General features: G+C 62.4%; 15 protein-coding genes. 3 read left to right on the plus strand and 12 right to left on the minus strand.

Annotation, left to right across the window (positions count from 1 at the left end; genetic code table 11):
• The first annotated feature begins 26 nt into the window (after nt 1-26).
• Nucleotides 27-1391 (plus strand): MFS transporter, encoded by a 1365-nt coding sequence (locus F6X37_RS13020; protein ID WP_187611594.1) that lies wholly within the window; start codon nt 27-29, stop codon nt 1389-1391.
• A 61-nt stretch (nt 1392-1452) separates the two neighbouring features.
• Here F6X37_RS13020 and F6X37_RS13025 read toward each other — a convergent pair whose 3' ends face one another.
• Nucleotides 1453-2286, minus strand: coding sequence for an AraC family transcriptional regulator (locus F6X37_RS13025; protein WP_187611595.1), 834 nt, complete (start codon nt 2284-2286; stop codon nt 1453-1455).
• A 45-nt stretch (nt 2287-2331) separates the two neighbouring features.
• Nucleotides 2332-3825, minus strand: a complete 1494-nt coding sequence (locus F6X37_RS13030) for a DHA2 family efflux MFS transporter permease subunit (protein WP_187611596.1) — start codon at nt 3823-3825, stop codon at nt 2332-2334.
• A gap of 400 nt (nt 3826-4225) precedes the next feature.
• On the opposite strand from F6X37_RS13030, the gene F6X37_RS13035 reads away from it, so the two are divergent.
• Both F6X37_RS13035 and F6X37_RS13040 read left to right on the plus strand, forming a co-directional pair.
• Complete coding sequence (locus F6X37_RS13035; protein ID WP_187611597.1) at nt 4226-5440, plus strand: DUF6402 family protein; 1215 nt, start codon at nt 4226-4228, stop codon at nt 5438-5440.
• Nucleotides 5437-5814: a hypothetical protein gene (locus tag F6X37_RS13040; protein WP_184057926.1), complete on the plus strand. Its 378-nt coding sequence runs from the start codon at nt 5437-5439 to the stop codon at nt 5812-5814. The genes F6X37_RS13035 and F6X37_RS13040 overlap by 4 nt, the downstream gene beginning before the upstream one ends.
• 88 nt (nt 5815-5902) lie before the next feature.
• Here F6X37_RS13040 and F6X37_RS13045 read toward each other — a convergent pair whose 3' ends face one another.
• The 10 genes from F6X37_RS13045 to tssE all read right to left on the minus strand — a co-directional run bounded on the left by F6X37_RS13045 (nt 5903) and on the right by tssE (nt 16305).
• Nucleotides 5903-7126 carry a dienelactone hydrolase family protein gene (locus tag F6X37_RS13045; protein ID WP_187611598.1) on the minus strand — a complete coding sequence of 408 codons (1224 nt, stop codon included), beginning with the start codon at nt 7124-7126 and terminating at the stop codon, nt 5903-5905.
• A gap of 33 nt (nt 7127-7159) precedes the next feature.
• Entirely contained in the window at nt 7160-8800 is a 1641-nt protein-coding gene (locus F6X37_RS13050) for an AMP-binding protein (RefSeq protein WP_187611599.1), read from the minus strand.
• Nucleotides 8801-8884: 84 nt separating this feature from the next.
• Entirely contained in the window at nt 8885-9280 is a 396-nt protein-coding gene (locus tag F6X37_RS13055) for a RidA family protein (RefSeq protein ID WP_018423881.1), read from the minus strand.
• Nucleotides 9277-9720: an acyl-CoA thioesterase gene (locus F6X37_RS13060; protein ID WP_187611600.1), complete on the minus strand. Its 444-nt coding sequence runs from the start codon at nt 9718-9720 to the stop codon at nt 9277-9279. Before F6X37_RS13060 ends, F6X37_RS13055 begins: the two co-directional genes overlap by 4 nt.
• Nucleotides 9717-10928: an acyl-CoA dehydrogenase family protein gene (locus F6X37_RS13065; protein ID WP_187611601.1), complete on the minus strand. Its 1212-nt coding sequence runs from the start codon at nt 10926-10928 to the stop codon at nt 9717-9719. Before F6X37_RS13065 ends, F6X37_RS13060 begins: the two co-directional genes overlap by 4 nt.
• Nucleotide 10929: 1 nt before the next feature.
• A complete protein-coding gene (locus tag F6X37_RS13070; RefSeq protein ID WP_187611602.1) occupies nt 10930-11781 on the minus strand; it encodes an enoyl-CoA hydratase family protein in 852 nt (283 codons plus the stop codon).
• A gap of 19 nt (nt 11782-11800) precedes the next feature.
• Nucleotides 11801-12361 carry a MarR family winged helix-turn-helix transcriptional regulator gene (locus F6X37_RS13075; protein WP_187611603.1) on the minus strand — a complete coding sequence of 187 codons (561 nt, stop codon included), beginning with the start codon at nt 12359-12361 and terminating at the stop codon, nt 11801-11803.
• Nucleotides 12358-13131 carry an SDR family NAD(P)-dependent oxidoreductase gene (locus F6X37_RS13080; protein WP_090807882.1) on the minus strand — a complete coding sequence of 258 codons (774 nt, stop codon included), beginning with the start codon at nt 13129-13131 and terminating at the stop codon, nt 12358-12360. The genes F6X37_RS13075 and F6X37_RS13080 overlap by 4 nt, the downstream gene beginning before the upstream one ends.
• Nucleotides 13128-15512 carry a bifunctional salicylyl-CoA 5-hydroxylase/oxidoreductase gene (locus F6X37_RS13085; RefSeq protein ID WP_187611604.1) on the minus strand — a complete coding sequence of 795 codons (2385 nt, stop codon included), beginning with the start codon at nt 15510-15512 and terminating at the stop codon, nt 13128-13130. The genes F6X37_RS13080 and F6X37_RS13085 overlap by 4 nt, the downstream gene beginning before the upstream one ends.
• A gap of 370 nt (nt 15513-15882) precedes the next feature.
• Entirely contained in the window at nt 15883-16305 is a 423-nt protein-coding gene (tssE, locus tag F6X37_RS13090; protein ID WP_184057939.1) for a type VI secretion system baseplate subunit TssE, read from the minus strand.
• Nucleotides 16306-16313 lie beyond the last annotated feature (8 nt).

Raw genomic sequence — 16313 nt, forward strand, 5'->3', positions numbered from 1 at the left:
ACCCGTCCATTTTGGGGAGATATCAAATGGCTGCCACGCAATCAGGGGCGGTGCCCCTCTCGGATGAGGAGGCTCGGCGCCAGTTGCGCCGTGCTGTCATCGCCAGCACGATTGGTACCACAATCGAATGGTATGACTTCTTCCTGTACAGCATTGTCACGGGTCTGGTATTCGCGAAACTGTTCTTTCCTGAATCGGACCCGCTCGTCGGCACACTGCAAGCTTTTCTGATTTACGCTGTCGGCTTTATCGCGCGGCCGGTGGGCGCGGCGATTTTCGGCCACTATGGCGATCGCATCGGACGTAAAGCCACGTTAATCGTGACGCTATTGCTGATGGGCCTCGCGACGTTTGCCGTGGGCTTTGTTCCAACCTATGCGACGATCGGTATCTGGGGGGCAATCCTGCTCACGGCGCTGCGCTTCATTCAAGGTGTGGGCGTTGGAGGCGAGTGGGGCGGTTCGGTGCTGATGTCGATGGAGTGGGCACGTACCAACAAGCATCGCGGTTTCATCGCGTCCTGGCCGCAGTTCGGCGTACCGGCGGGATTGTTCGTCGCGAATCTGGTGGTGCTTGCCATCAGTCAGGTTTCCGGCAGCGCATTTCTCACCTGGGGCTGGCGGGTGCCGTTTTTCCTCAGTATCGTGCTGGTCGCGATCGGCCTTTATATTCGCTTGAGCATCCTGGAGACGCCTATCTTCGCGAAGCTGCTCGCTGAGCGCAGGATCGAAAAGGCGCCGATGCGTGAAGTATTGCGCCGGCAGCCGAAAGACATTCTTCTGTCGGCTCTTGCGCGTATGGCGGAACAGGCGCCGTTCTATATTTTCACGGCCTTTATATTCACCTATGGTGTGATGAGTCTGGGCGTCACACGCGATCTGTTGCTCACGGCAGTACTGGCCGCTTCGGTGCTGGAGTTCTTCACGATTCCGCTGTTTGGTCACGTGTCTGATCTGATCGGACGTCGACGCATGTATGTGATCGGTGCCGCTGCTGTCGGGCTATTCGGCTTCCTGTACTTTTTCATGGTTGGAACCCATAACCCGATATGGATCTTCGCGGCCATCGTTCTTTCGCTGGTGCCGCATGCGATGATGTATGGTCCCCAAGCCGCGTTGATCGCCGAATCGTTCACGGGGCGCTTGCGCTACAGCGGTGCGTCGATGGGCTATCAGTTGGCTTCCGTCATCGCTGGCGGTCCGGCACCGTTGATTGCGACGGCGCTTTATGCTTACTTCCATTCGGGATTTGCGGTGGCGTGGTATGTCTTCGCATGCGCGGTGATTAGCGTGGCCGCCGCCATGCGATTGGGCGATTACACGAATAAGGACATTTCGCGGGAATACGACGACGCGCATGCATTGCATGACAGCAGACATGCCACTCCGTGAACGATCAGGCGGATGGCCGGTCACAACGGCCATCCGCAACGGCCATCCGCCGAATCGACCATCAACTTTTCAGCGGCAACCAGACTTCGACTCCACCCATCCCCGTCACCGGCTCGAACTGCTCGCCATACCGTTCGAAATGCGGTGCATCGGCAGGCACGTGCCCTGACGCGGGCAACCACTGATTCCAGATCGTATTCATCGTGCGACGAATGCCTGAGATGTGCTCGCGATGAGCGAACACCGCATACCGTTGCGCGGCGATGCGCACACGATTCAACTCTGGCGGCAATGCGGAAAAATCGCTGACTTCGACGCCGCACATGTAGTCGAAGTTACCCAGTTCATCGGCGTTATAGCCAACGCCATAAGCCACCTTGCCGACCTGTCCCGGCACCCTGCCGTACCAGGCGCCAAAGCGCTGCCATTGGGATGGGATCGCCTTGCTGCTGTCGCACGTATAGCGCTCGCTCAGTCCAGCGACGAGAAACGCTCGCGCGTCTTCGAAGCGCGGCGGGTCCAGATGGGTGAGAAGGGTTTCGTCCATTTTGATCGGCTCCACGATGGTCAGGTTGTCGAGATGACCCCGCGCGCGCAGCGCGTCGGGCGTGAGCCCGAACTGTTCGCGAAACGCGCGCGTGAATGCTTCGTGAGAGCCGTAGCCGGCGTCGAGAGCGACCGCGAGGATGTCGGGCGCACCATCGGCCAGACGTCGTGCGGCCTCGCTCAAACGCCGTGCGCGAACGTAGCGCATCACCGGCATCCCGGTGGCCGCTTCGAACGCGCGCGCGAGGTGAAAGCGCGATACGCAGCCACAGCGGGCGATGTCGTCGAGCGTCAACTCGCCGGCGAAGTGGCTTTCGATATACCAGAGCGCTTTTCCAACCGGGTTCATCTCGGCTCTCATGTCAGCATGAAGCCAGCATAGTCAGCGGCGAACTCACGCATTTGATCGCGCTTGCGGTTTTGCAGTCGCGGCGGAGGGCCGAGACGATTCCGCCGCGTCACCATGCACGCCCGCGGCGCCACCCGCCTGCCCCGGCCTCAGCAACAGCCCACCCAGCACGCCGGCCGCCGCCGCAAAAACCGCCCCAAACAGAAACGCGACGTGATACCCGCTGTTCAGCGCAGCCGCCGCACTCGACGACGCCTGCATCGCCTCGCTACGCGCGGCGGCAAGACTCGCGAGCACCGCAAGCCCGAGCGCCCCGCCCATCATGAACGATGTATTGACGATGCCCGACGCGAGGCCCGAATCGGCGGGATCGACGTCGCTCATCGCGGCGAGCAGCAGCGGATTGAACGCGATGCCCGCGCCAAAGCCGAGCAGCAACATGCCGGGCAACACGTCGGGTACGAAGCTGCCGTCGACGGGCGCACGGGCGAACAGCGCAAGCCCGCATGCCGCGATCAGCAGGCCGGCCGCGAGCGGACGACGCAGCCCGAAGCGCATCACCACGCGCGCCGACAGTCCCAGCGAAAAGAATCCCATGATCAGGTTCGCGGGCAGAAACGAGAGCCCCACCTGCAATGGCCGATAGCCGAGCACGCGCTGCAGATACAGCGCCGAAATAAAGAACCACGCGAACATCGCCGCCGCCCACAACACGCCGACCAGGTTCGCGGTCGCGACATTGCGCAAACGCAGCAGAGCGAGCGGCATCAACGGGTGTTCGATTCTCGCCTCGATTGCGAGGAACACGGCAAGCAGCGCGAGCCCGACGAACAGCAGGCCGAGCGTTTGCGCCGAAGTCCAGCCCGCTTCGTTGCCGTTGACGATCGCATAGACCGCCAGCATCAGCGATGCGGTCACGCTGAGCGCCCCGGCCACGTCGAGCCGTTCGCCATGCGCGTGGCCGCGCGCAGCGGGCAATAGCGCGAGGCACAGCGCGTACACCGCAATGCCGATCGGCAGATTGACCAGGAAGATCCAGTGCCAGCTCAGCAGGTTGGTGAGCAGTCCGCCGAGCAGCACGCCGATGCTGCCGCCGCCCGCGCAGACAAAGCCATACACGCCCATCGCCTTCGCGCGTTCGCCGGCTTCGGTGAACAGATTCATGATCAGCGACAACGATACCGCCGAGACGATCGCACCGCCCAGGCCCTGCACGGCGCGCGCGGCGACCAGCAGCACCTGCGAATTCGCGAGGCCGCAGGCGAGCGAAGCGAGCGTGAAGAGCGTAATGCCGCTGAGAAACAGCTTGCGGTGTCCGTACAGATCGCCAAGCCGTCCGCCGAGCAGCAGGCAGCCGCCGAACGTCAGCATGTAGGCGTTGACGACCCACACGAGCGAAGTTTCGCTAAAGCCGAGATCGGCTGCGATGGACGGCAGCGCGACGTTCACGATGGTCGTGTCGAGCACGATCATCAGTACGCCGAGGCAGAGCACGATTAGCGCGAGCCAGCGTTGCTTGCCGTGGAGGGAATGGGTCATGCGGACGCCCCTTTACGCGGATTCGGTCGATCACCGACGATGGGTTTTCGAGTCTAGCACCCGCACATTTAGCGTCCAACTACGAAATCCTGGGCGGCGGCATTGCGCGAAGCCGCGCGCGGTTCCGCTTCAATTACCGCCGAGGATTTCGTATTTGCCGCCGTCAACCCGCTGGGATTGTTTTCGTGGTGAAGAAGACGTCGACTTCGACGTCTTGATCGGCAACGGTTATCTGAATGAAATATCTTTGACGGCTCGGTGGTCTGTTCCGAGCCGTTTTCGGCATTTTCTGATTGCGATCAACTGACTTGACCGTCAAAAATCCAAAGGAACAAGAGATAACTCCGTCCCGGGGTGCCGCGCATCCGGGCCCGAAGAAATTGAATAAGACGATCAGGTTATGAGCGACGGTGACAAAATTCCCTATCTCAAGGTGAACAAGCTTCTATGGAGGTGGACGCGATACGAAGGTGCCGAAGGTTGCACCGTTGTCCGCGAAGCGCGGCTCTCGATGGATAAAGGGCCGCCATGCCTGCCAAAGCCACCGGAACCGAAACTGACACCGAGCAGGTCTACCCCTAAGCCACGCCCACCAGAACCGTTGGTCAAATTTCTCGACGACATCGAGAAGATGTCCGGCGGCTTTTCGCGATTCAAGTCTTGGCTGAACACGCGCGAGCCGCCGAAGGAACTCCAACTGGTACCGCGTCCCAAACAGAAGATAGAGCAGATAGTCCCGCCGTTCGACATTCAGGAGATTCCCGGCGCTATGCGCAAGGAATTTATGCCAGTGTCGGCAAAGCTAATGGAGCGGTGGTTTGCCGGCGAACTCAACTACGGTCCTACCGACAAAGACGTTGCCGCCGAAATCAATCAGAAGGGGGAGCACTATCCTCCAGATATGTACGACACCACAACGATCAAGCTCGACTGGGTATTGAAATATCGACGAGCCAAAGATCAATACGACGAGTTGATAACGACGCAGATCCGCACGTCACGCGCAAGACAAGCTCTTAAGGAGATTCTCCTGCCATATGCCGCAAGACCATGTCTTGATGCGAGGACCGAGTGCGGAGAGAATCTCTCGAAGCTTCACCGGCAATTTCAGTTTCAGTATGTAAAGGTCGGAAGCTCGCTATCTCAGAAGATCGGAGAGCTCCTCTACGCAGATTTCCACAACAACGGCGTCCCGGACGATCTGACCGGCGCGTTGGGATCATTCGGCATATACGCTGCCGTGGGGTACGCCGAATTTTACAGGGAAGGCAATACCAGGGTTGCAGAAATCTCAGGTATCTACGTTTATATTAAGGATAGCTACGACTTCACCGACAAGCCTGGCGAGGCGTCGCAATATCTTGGCCATTGGAGCAAAAACGGGGTGATCGTTCTGGCGTACAACGGCGCGATGTCATATCTGAACGAACCGCGATTGTATTTTTCCTATCCCGTTGCACTGGGGAACCCGAAGGTCAGGGGCAACGTGTACTACCCGGTTCACAATAAGGACTTTAGAGAGTGGGCAATAAGACATCAGCGAGGAGGTGACTTCGTGATCTATTCGGATCGAAAGCTTGTTCGAATCGACCCACCGATCAAGGTGTATTTATGAAACCGGGGCGATCGATCGGATGGGGCGCTGTAGTGCTCACAGTCGCGTTTGCCGTGCTTCTCGTCGCGACCCACACCGATCACAGGAATGCGAGCGAATGCATCAAAAGCACGTCAAAAAACGGCCGCTACACTGCAGAGCGGTGCCTGCTCCAATGGAGAGGCGGCAACGACCCGGCTTATCTCGGTCAGGTCTACGACGCCGCGTCAGGCAAACTGCTAGTGCGCAGAACCTTCAGCACACCGGTTCCTGAATTGATTTGGGTGGACGACGAAGGCGTTTCATTTTCCCGCGGCGGCGACGACGCGTCGTTTATAAAGCTGCCGCCGTCATTCTATGACCGCATGATCGCCAGATTTTCGTCGATTGGATGATGAGTTTTTCGGTCTTGCACGCCGCCATTAATACGCGCTGCCGGCGCGAGTCATTCGGATGATGCACAGCGACGGCAGCACCACTTCCTTAAACCTTCGACTTACCCCCCATCAACCCATTCGACGGCAACGTCTCATCGAGCAACTTCCTCGCACTTTCAATCCCCGCCACCGGCAAGCCCTCCGGATCGAGCAGCCCCACCTGCACGAGCACCGAAGCCTGATCCCAATAGATATGCTCGTTATAAAGCTTGTCACCGCGGAAGCACACCACGGCGAGCATCGGCACCTCGAAGTACTTGCCGGTCGGCGCGACGCCCGGCAGCAACCAGTCGATTTCGCAGCTATGCGTGCAGCTGAAAATGAATTCATCGACGACGCGATCCGAGCCGATCGTGCGCGAAATCGGAATCAGCTTCGTGTCGGGCGGATTCGAGTTGACGAAGTGATGCGTGTAAAAGCGCTTCAGGTTGTCATGCCCGACGCCGCCCGTCATCGTCGGCACGTGATTGACGTAGGGCTCGGCGACCATCGTCGGCATCACCGCGTCGACGTCGCGTGTCGCGAACTCGTGATAGCAGTGCGCTTCCCACAGCGCGTTCAGATCGTAGACCGGACCGAGCACCTTGCGCAGCAGCGCGAGCGTGCGCGAGTACGCCATCATCGCGGCGGGCTTGTCGTACTGTTTGCGCTGCGGCGCGGCGAACGCGTGATCGCAGCCGGGGTACACGTATTGCTCGATTTGCGCTCGCGTGCGCAGCGCGGCGCTGATGCGCTCGCGCGTTTCGGGTGGGCAGTGCGCGTCGTTTTCAGGGAAGTGGAACACCATCGGGCAGTTGATTGCCGATACTTCGTCGAGATGCGCTTCGAGGCCCACGCCGTAATAGCTGACCGCGCAATCGACGTCGGTGCGCGCCGCGCTCAGAAACGCGAGCTTGCCGCCGAGGCAGTAGCCGACCACGCCCACCTTGCCGGCCTGCTCGGGCAGTTCGCGTAACGCGGCGACGGTGGCGGCGATGTCCTTGACCGCGACATCGGCGTCGAACTGCCCCAGATAGCCGAGCGCCTCTTTCATGTCGGCGTCGCCGTAGCCAAGCGCAATGCTCGGCTTGATGCGCCAGAACAGATCGGGCACGAGCACGACGTAGCCTTCTTCGGCGTAGCGATCGGCGCTCGCTTTCATCGTGTCGTTGACGCCGAAGATTTCCTGCAGCAGCACGAGCCCTGGGCCCGAGCCCTGCGCGGGCCGCGCGACGTATGCGTTGAAACGGCCGCCATCGTGGGCGACGACTTCGATGAAAGAGCCGGCCATGCAGTCTGCCTCCAGTCTCACGAAAGATAGGGGTTACGTCATCATGCGCAACTCGAAACGTTTGAGCTTGCCGGTTTCGGTGCGCGGCAGCGCGCCGACGAACGTGATGACGCGGGGATATTTATACGGCGCGACGTTATTCTTAACGAAATCCTGCAGCTGCGCGACCAGTTTATCGTCGGCGGTGTAGCCCGGGTTCACCACGACGAAGGCTCGCACGATTTGCCCACGCGTTTCGTCGGGCACGCCGATCACGCCGCATTCGGCCACCGCCTCGTGCTGCATCAGCACGCTTTCCACCTCAGGACCGGAGATGTTGTAGCCGGCCGACACGATCATGTCGTCGGCGCGCGCCTGGTAGAACACGTAGCCGTCCGCGTCGAGATAGACCGAATCGCCCGGCAGGTTCCAGCCGTCGCGCACGAAGCGCGACTGCCGTTCGTCGGCCAGATAGCGGCAGCCGGTGGGGCCGCGCACCGCGAGTTTGCCGATCGTGCCGGGCGGCACGGGTTGCATGTCGTCGTCGACGGCTTGCACGACGTAGCCCGGCACCGCGCGGCCGATCGCGTTCGGCCGGATCTCCGCGCCTTGGGACGAAACGAAGATGTGGATCAGCTCGGTGCCGCCGATACCGTCGATCATGTCGATGCCGGTCGCCTCGCGCCACAGGCGCCGCGTCGAATCGGGCAGCGCCTCGCCGGCCGACACGGTCTTCTGCAGCGACGAAAGGTCATGTTGCGCGACGAGCGGCGCCATCTGCCGATAGAACGTCGGCGCGGTGAACATCACGGTCGCATGAAATCGTTCGACCACCTCGAGCAAGGTCTGCGGCGTGAGCTTTTCGACCAACACCGTCGAGGCACCGACGCGCAGCGGAAAGCACAGCAGCCCGCCGAGCCCGAACGTGAACGCGAGCGGCGGTGTGCCGCAGAAGATGTCGTTCGCGCAAGGCTTCAGCACATGACGCGGGAACAGGTCGCACATCGCGATCATGTCGCGATGGAAATGCATGCAGCCTTTCGGCGCACCTGTCGTGCCGCTCGTGAACGCGATCAGGCAGATGTCGTCCGCGGCGGTGTCGGTGGCGGTGAAGTATTCGGGCTTGTTGACGGCGAGCGTGTCGAGCGAATCGGCGGAGTCGTCGTGAAAGCGGCGGGTCTGTTTCAGCACCGCGCAGTAGAACTCGTCCCGCGGATTCGTGCAGCGCTCGAGTTCCGCGCTCAGGCGCGCGTCGCAAAGCGCGGCGCTGACCTGCGCCTTCTCGATGATCTGCTTGAGCTCCTTCGCGCGCAGCAGCGGCATGGTCGGCACGACGACGAGCCCGGCCTTCAGCGCCGCGAGTGTGGCGACGGCCATCTGCAATGTGTTCGGTCCGCGCAGCAGCACGCGGTTGCCGGGGCGCAAGCCCATTTCATCGACGAGCACATGCGCGCTGCGGTTGACCAGCGCGAGCAGTTCGCCGTACGTGGTGGCTTGCGGCTTGCCGTCCACGTCGGACCAGATCGCCGGCCGGTCGCGATGCCCCGCCTCGATGGTCCGCTCCAGCAGTTCGGTCGCGCAGTTCAGCCTCGGCGGATAGGCGACGTCCGGATTGTCGAGCAGCAAGACGGGCCATTGATCCTGCGGCGGAAGATTGTCGCGCGCGAAAGTATCGACGTGTACTGACGGTTCCATCATGGTCTCCCGAGGCGTTGAGCCGGAAAATGCGCTTCGTTCGGTGTGAAGGGCTTGCCTGTGCGTTCGGTACCTGTACGACGTTCAATGCGGAATCACCGCGGTGGCTTCGATCTCGACCTTCGCGCGGTCTTCCATCAGTGCGACGACCTGCACCGCGCTCATCGCGATGTCGTAGTCGCCGATCAGCTCGCGAAACGCCCGGCCGATGTCTTTCAGCGATGCGAGATACTCGCGCTTGTCGGTCACGTACCACGTGAGGCGCACGAGGTGTTCGGGCTTGCCGCCCGCTTCGCGCAGCACGGCGAGCAGATTCTTCAGCGCCTGCTCGGACTGCTGCGCGAAGTCATCGGACTGGAATTGCGCCTGTTCGTCCCAGCCGATCTGGCCGGCGATGAACACCTGCGTGCCGCTCGCAGCGACGCCGTTTGCATAACCGCGCGGCTTGACCCAGCCGGCGGGAAGGAGAGCCTGTTTCATGAGCGATGCGCCTCGATGGAGGGGGCCGATGGAGCGTACGTCGCGAGCGCGCTCGCGACGTCGCCGGGAATATCGATGGATTCGCCGCTGTCGAACGATATGAACACGAGCACCTGTTTAGAGCGGAAACGCGTCTCGCCGTTGCAATGGCCGTGAATCTCGATGCCGATCGAACTGCGGCCGATGGTTCGGACCTTGAGCGTGAGCAGGATCGTTTCGCCCATCTGGCTCGGCCGCGAGAACTCGCAGTCGAGCTTGACGATCGGCAGGCCGATGCGGCGCCGCGCGATCATGTGCGCGTAGTCGATGCGCAAGCCCTCGTTGAACCAGTCTTCGACGAGCACGTTGGTCATCACGAGGTACTGCGGAAAGAACACGATGCCCGCGGGATCGCAGTGCGAAAAGCGGATGCGTATGGGCCGCTCGAACGAAGTGCTCATCGCGCATTCCCGTTCGCGGCGGCATGCGCCTTCAACAGATCGCGGCCGACGATCAGCTGCTGCACCTCGGTCGCGCCTTCGTAGATGCGCAGCGCGCGGATCTCGCGGTACAGCATCTCGACCGCGCTGCCGCTTTGCACACCCATGCCGCCGTAAAGCTGCACTGCCGCGTCGATCACCTGCTGCGCGCCTTCGCTCGCGTGCCACTTCGCCATCGCGGCTTCGCGCGTGATGCTTTCGCCCTGGTCGCGCAGCCACGCGGCGCGATAGACAAGCAGCGCGCTGCTGTCGATCGTCAACGCCATCTGCGCGAGCTTCGCCTGGGTCAACTGGAAGTCGCCGAGCGTCTGGCCGAACATCTTGCGCGACGCCGCGCGCGCTAGGCCCTCGGCCATCGCATGACGGGCAAAGCCAAGCGATGCGGCCGCCACCGACGTGCGGAAAATATCGAGCGTGCGCATGGCGATCTTGAAACCTTCGCCTGGCGCACCTAGCATCTGGCTCTTCGGCACGCGCGCGTTCGTGAAGCGCAGGCGCGCGAGCGGATGCGGCGCGATTACGTCGATGCGCTCGGCGATGTCGAGGCCCGGTGTCTGCGCATCCACGATGAACGCGCTGATGCCGCGCGCGCCCGGCGCTTCGCCGGTGCGCGCGAACACCACGTAAAAGTCCGCGATGCCGCCGTTCGAAATCCACGTCTTTTCGCCGTCGAGCACGTAGTGCTCACCCTCTTCGCGAGCCGCGAGCGCCATCGCGGCGACGTCCGAGCCCGCTTGCGGCTCCGACAGCGCGAACGCGGCGATCGCCGTGCCGCTCGCGACGCGCGGCAGATAACGCGATTTCTGCTCATGCGTGCCCGCGAGCGAGATCGCGCCCGAGCCGAGGCCTTGCATCGCCAGTGCGAAATCGGCGAGGCCCGAATAGCGCGCGAGCGTTTCGCGCAGCAGGCATACGGCGCGCGTATCGATCGTGTCGCCGTGGCCGCCATAGGCGACGCCGCCGACGCCGTATTTCAGCCAGCCGGCATGGCCGAGTTCGCGCACCAGCACACGGCAGGTCGCATCGGTGTCGCCATGCTCGTCATGCGTGAGATGCGCGTGGCACCATGCGTCGATGCCTGCCGCGAGTTCACGATGACGCGGCTCGAAAAACGGCCACGCGAGCGGGCTGTGCAAATCGATCGGGGTGTTCTGATGATCGGCGCTCAACTCAGTCTCCTTCGAACACCGGACGCGTCTTCGCCGCGAACGCGTTGTATGCGCGCTCGAAATCGCGCGTGCCCATGCAGATCGCCTGCGCCTGCGCTTCGGATTCGATCGCTTCGTCGATGCTCATACTCCATTCCTGGTGCAGCATCTTCTTCGTCATGCCGTGCGCGAAGCTCGGGCCGGCCGCGAGATCGGCGGCGAGCTTCTGTGTTTCTTCGATGAGCGCGGCCGGGTCGCACAGGCGGTTGTAGAAGCCCCAGGCGTGAGCTTCGTCGCCGCTTGCCGAGCGGCCGGTGAACAGCAGTTCGGCGGCGCGTCCCTGGCCGATGATGCGCGGCAGCATCGCGCACGCGCCCATGTCGCAGCCGGCGAGGCCGACGCGCGTAAACAGGAACGCGAGCTTGCTGCGCGCGGTGCCGAGGCGCAGATCGGAAGCCATCGCGAGGATCGCGCCGGCACCCGCGCAGACGCCGTCGACGGCTGCGATGATCGGCTGCGGGCAATGGCGCATTGCCTTGACGAGGTCGCCGGTCATGCGCGTGAACAGCAACAACTCGGGCATCGGCAGATCGATCAGCGGCGCGATGATGTCGTGCACGTCGCCGCCCGAGCAGAAGTTTTCGCCCGCGCCGTGCAGCACGACGGCTTTCACGTCGGTCGCGTACGCGAGATCGCGGAACAGGTTGCGCAGCTCCGCATACGATTCGAAGGTCAGCGGGTTCTTGCGCTCGGGACGGTTCAGCGTGATCGTCGCGACCTTGTCGCTCACCGACCAGCCGACATGCTTCGCCTCGTAGCCCGCCAGGGTCAGGCGGTTGCCGGACAACAGTGCATCGGCGTTGGATCGTGTCATGTATTCCTCCAGTGCGAAGTCAGCCTCTCAGGCTGTCGAGCAGATGCTGCTTGAGCTTGCCGAGGTCCTGATGCGTCTTCATCTTTTCGTCGAGGCTCAGGCCGCCGAACAGTTCGACGACCCATTGCTCGTGCGCGACGGCCATTTTGTCGAACGCCTTGCGGCCAGCGGGCGTCAGGCACACGCTGATCGAGCGGCGGTCGTTTGGATCGGTGCCGCGCGTGACGAGCCCTTCTTTTTCGAGCTGATCGGTGATGCCAGTGACGTTGCCGCCCGTCACCATCAAACGGCGCGATAGCTCGGTCATCTTCAGGCCATCGGGATGTCGTTCGAGCTGCGCCATCAGATCGAATCGCGGCAGCGTGGTGTCGAATTCGGTGCGCAGACGTTTGCGCAATTCGGCCTGGACGAGGTTGGTGGTGGTCAGCATGCGCAGCCACAAACGCAGGCCCATGTGGCTGTCCGCACCGGTGCTCATTTCGAGGTCCACGACGTTCTCCGCGGGTTGAGCCACGCCTTTGCGCGACAGCTTCGCATCCGATGCCGCCGCCGACTTTTTTGCATGCGTTGATTTGCTCACATCACTTCTCCACCCGAAATGGAAATGGATTGCCCCGTGATCGCATCCGAGCCGGGGCGGCACAGCCACAACACCGCGTTCGCGACCTGCTCCGGATTCACGAAGCGGCGCTGCGGATTCGAGCGCAGCAGCGTTTCGCGCGCCTGTGCTTCGGTGCGCGAGGTCTTGCTCGTGATCTGTTCGAGCGAGGCATGCAGCAGCTCGGTTTCGGTGTAGCCGGGGCACACCGCATTGACCGTGATGCCGCGCGTCGCGGTTTCGAGCGCGAGCGAGCGCGTGAGACCGATCACGCCGTGCTTCGCGGCGCAATACGCGGCGACGTACGCATAACCGATCTGCCCCGCGGTGCTCGCGACGTTGACGATGCGGCCATAGCCACGCTCGAGCATGCCGGGCAGGACGGCGCGCGTGCCGAGAAACACGCCAGTCAGATTCACGTCGAGCATGCGTTGCCACAGCGCGATATCGGTGTGCGTGAACGGCGCGGCCTGCGCCTGGCCCGCGTTGTTCACGAGGATATCGACGGCGCCCGCCTGCTCGAATGCGCGCGCCACCGAATCTTCTTGCGTGACGTCCACGCTGATACACGCGACGTCGCCGAGCGCCGCGCATTGCTCGCGCTGCGTGTCGAGGCGTTGCGCGTTGCGGCCCATCAGCGTGACGCGCGCGCCGGCGCGCAGCAGCGCCTGCGCGATGGCCGCGCCGATGCCGCTGCCGCCGCCGGTGACGACCGCGTGTTGTCCGGCGAGAGGAGTGTCTGAGGTGTTCACACGGTTCCTTCGGCGCGTTGCGCGCGTTGTTGCGCCGTGAGGCCGGCATTGGCGATGGCCTGCGCACGCTCGCGTTCGAGGTTGCGTTCGAGCTGCATTTTCGCGGCGGTATAGGGTTTCGGCCACGCGACGTCGAGATAGCCGATCTTTGCCGCTTCGTTCAACGTCCACGACGGATTCGCGAGATGCGGACGCGCGATCGCGCACAGATCGGCGCGACCCGCCGCGATGATGCTGTTCACGTGGTCGGCTTCCGAAATCGCGCCGACCGCGATCGTCGCGATGCCGGCTTCGTTGCGCACGCGATCGGCGAACGGCGTCTGGAACATGCGGCCAAACACGGGCTTTTCTTCCTTGCTGACCTGGCCCGACGACACGTCGATCATGTCCGCGCCGGCCGCCTTGAACGCTTGCGCGATCTTCACGGCGTCGTCGGGCGTGTTGCCGCCATCGACCCAGTCGTGCGCCGAAATCCGCACCGAGATCGGCTTGTCTTGCGGCCACACCGCGCGGATCGCGCTGAATACCTGCAGCGGATAACGCAGACGGTTGTCGAGCGGACCGCCGTATGTGTCGGTACGGTGATTCGTGAGCGGCGACAGGAAGCTCGACAGGAAATAGCCATGCGCGCAGTGCAGTTCGAGCCAGTCGAAACCCGCTTCGATCGACATGCGCGTCGCCTCGACGAACTGCTGCTCGATGGCGCGCAGCTCCTCGTGTGTGGCTTCGCGCGAGTGCTGGCTGATACCGCGCAGATACTGCTGCGGCGACGCCGAAACGAGTGGCCAGTTGCCTTCGTCGAGCGGCTGATCGATGCCTTCCCACGCGACGCGCGTCGAACCTTTCGCGCCCGAGTGGCCGAGCTGGATGCCGATCTTCGCATCCGATTGCAGATGGACCAGATCGACGATGCGTTTCCACGCGACCAGATGCTCGGGCGCGTACATGCCCGGGCATCCGGGCGTGATGCGCGCTTCGGGCGACACGCAGGTCATCTCGGTCATCACGAGCGCGGCGCCGCCCATCGCGCGCGCGCCGAGATGCATCAGGTGATAGTCGCCGGCCACGCCGTTTACCGCCGAGTACTGCGCCATCGGCGACACCATCACGCGATTTTTCAGCGTGACGCCGCGCACCTTCAAGGGGGTGAACATCGGCGGAATCGAATGCCTGTCAGCGGCGCGCTCCACACCCGCGCGCTTCGCGAGCCAGTCCTCGAAACCGGACAGATACTGCGCATCGCGCTCGCGCAGGTTCTCGTGCGAGATGCGCTGCGAGCGCGTGAGCAACGAATACGCGAACTGTTCCGGCTCGAACGACGTATAACGATCGACGTGCTCGAACCATTCGGTCGAATTGCGCGCGGCGTTCTGGATGCGCAGCACGTCGACGCTGCGTACTTCGGTGTAGTGCTTCAATGCGGCGGCCAGATCGTCCAGGTGCGAACCCGGGTGCGCGCTGATGCTGTTCGCGAGTTCGATCGCGTCTTCGAGCGCGAGCTTGGTGCCCGAGCCGATCGAGAAGTGCGCGGTGTGCGCGGCGTCGCCCATCAGCACGATCGGCGTTCGTGTGCCGTTCGCGTTGCTGCGCCAATGCACCCATTCCTTGTTGACGACGCGCGGAAAACGGATCCATTGCGACGAGCCGCGCAGATGCGCCGCGTTCGACATCAGCGCGTTGCCGTCGAGGTACTTCGCGAACAGCTTCTCGCAGAACGCGATGCTGTCTTCCTTGCTCATTTCGTCGAGACCGGCGGCGCGCCAAACGCGTTCCGGTGTTTCCACGATGAACGTCGAGGTTTGATCGTCGAAGCGGTAGGCGTGCGCCTGGAACCAGCCGAATTCGGTTTGCTCGAACGCGAACGTGAACGCCTCGAACAGCTTCTTCGTACCGAGCCACACGAAGCGGCAGTCGCGCACGTCGATGTCCGGCTGGTAGGTGTCCGCGTATTTCTGGCGCACGAGGCTGTTCAGGCCGTCGCTTGCGATGATCAGGTCCGCGTCGTACGCGCTGTCGTCCACGACCTGGGTTTCGAATACGAGCTTCACGCCGAGTTCTTCGCAGCGCGCTTGCAGGATATTCAGCAGACGTTTGCGACCGATGCCGCAAAAACCGTGGCCCGATGAGCGCACGCTGCGGCCGCGAAAGTGAATCTCGATGTCGTCCCAGTGATTGAACGCGTCGAGAATCGCCTCGGCGCTCGGGGCGTCGGCGGCGCGCAGATTGCCGAGCGTCTGGTCGGAGAACACGACGCCCCAGCCGAAGGTGTCGTAGGGGCGGTTGCGCTCGATTACCATGACTTCATGGCCGGGGTTGCGTTGTTTCATCAACAGACCGAAGTACAAACCGGCCGGACCGCCGCCGATACAGACTATGCGCATGCTGGTTCCCCAAAATGAACTCTGCGGTGAGATTAATTTAGGTTTTGATAGTTTAGATGTCAAGTAAATTTCGGGGACGGGTATCGAGTCGTGTTCTTGATCCTGGAAATAAAAAGCGTCAGTGAAAAATAGAGAGTGTTATGCGTCTCTCACAATGCGGAATATCGGACTGACGTTTCAGTATGCGAAAGCAGGGGCGGGAGCCCCTTCGGGGACGCGCAACAAAGCCTGCATCGAAGCAGGCGAGAACTAGGAGGGCTTGGGCTACGCCCGGAGAAAAGCGCATTCGACTTGCAGCAAAAATCCGCGACGAACTTTTTTTGCGCAACGCAAAGGTTTCTGGCTATCGGGTTCTTCACTCATCGAAGGGCTACTTTGCTTCAGTCTTCCGCTCAAGTCGCATCCGGCCCGGTGGCTCGAAGTACGTGCCGAACCGCACCAGGCCGGCCTTCTTCATGTGGCACGTCATCTCGAAGCTCACGAGCACGCCGGGGTCCTGATTGTCGATGATCTCGACGTCGATTGCGCGAATCCGGGGTTCGTACTTCAAAAGCGTTGCCTCCATCTGCTGCCTGAGCAGGTGGGACGAAGCGGGCAGTGCCTTGTAGATGTTCGTGAGGTCCGGCAGGCCATAATCGGGCAGGTGCTTGAGCGCGCCCGCGCGCGTGTTGAGGATGCGCCGCACATTCTGCTGCACGCTCATGATTTCGAGCGTTCTGTCGTCGTAGGCATCGAGCGGCTCCCCGCCGATCTGGCCGAGCAGCATGTCGTAAAGGGACGGGCCTGCTGGCATCGTGCGCT

Source organism: Paraburkholderia sp. 31.1, from assembly GCF_014397645.1.
GTDB lineage: Bacteria > Pseudomonadota > Gammaproteobacteria > Burkholderiales > Burkholderiaceae > Paraburkholderia > Paraburkholderia tuberum.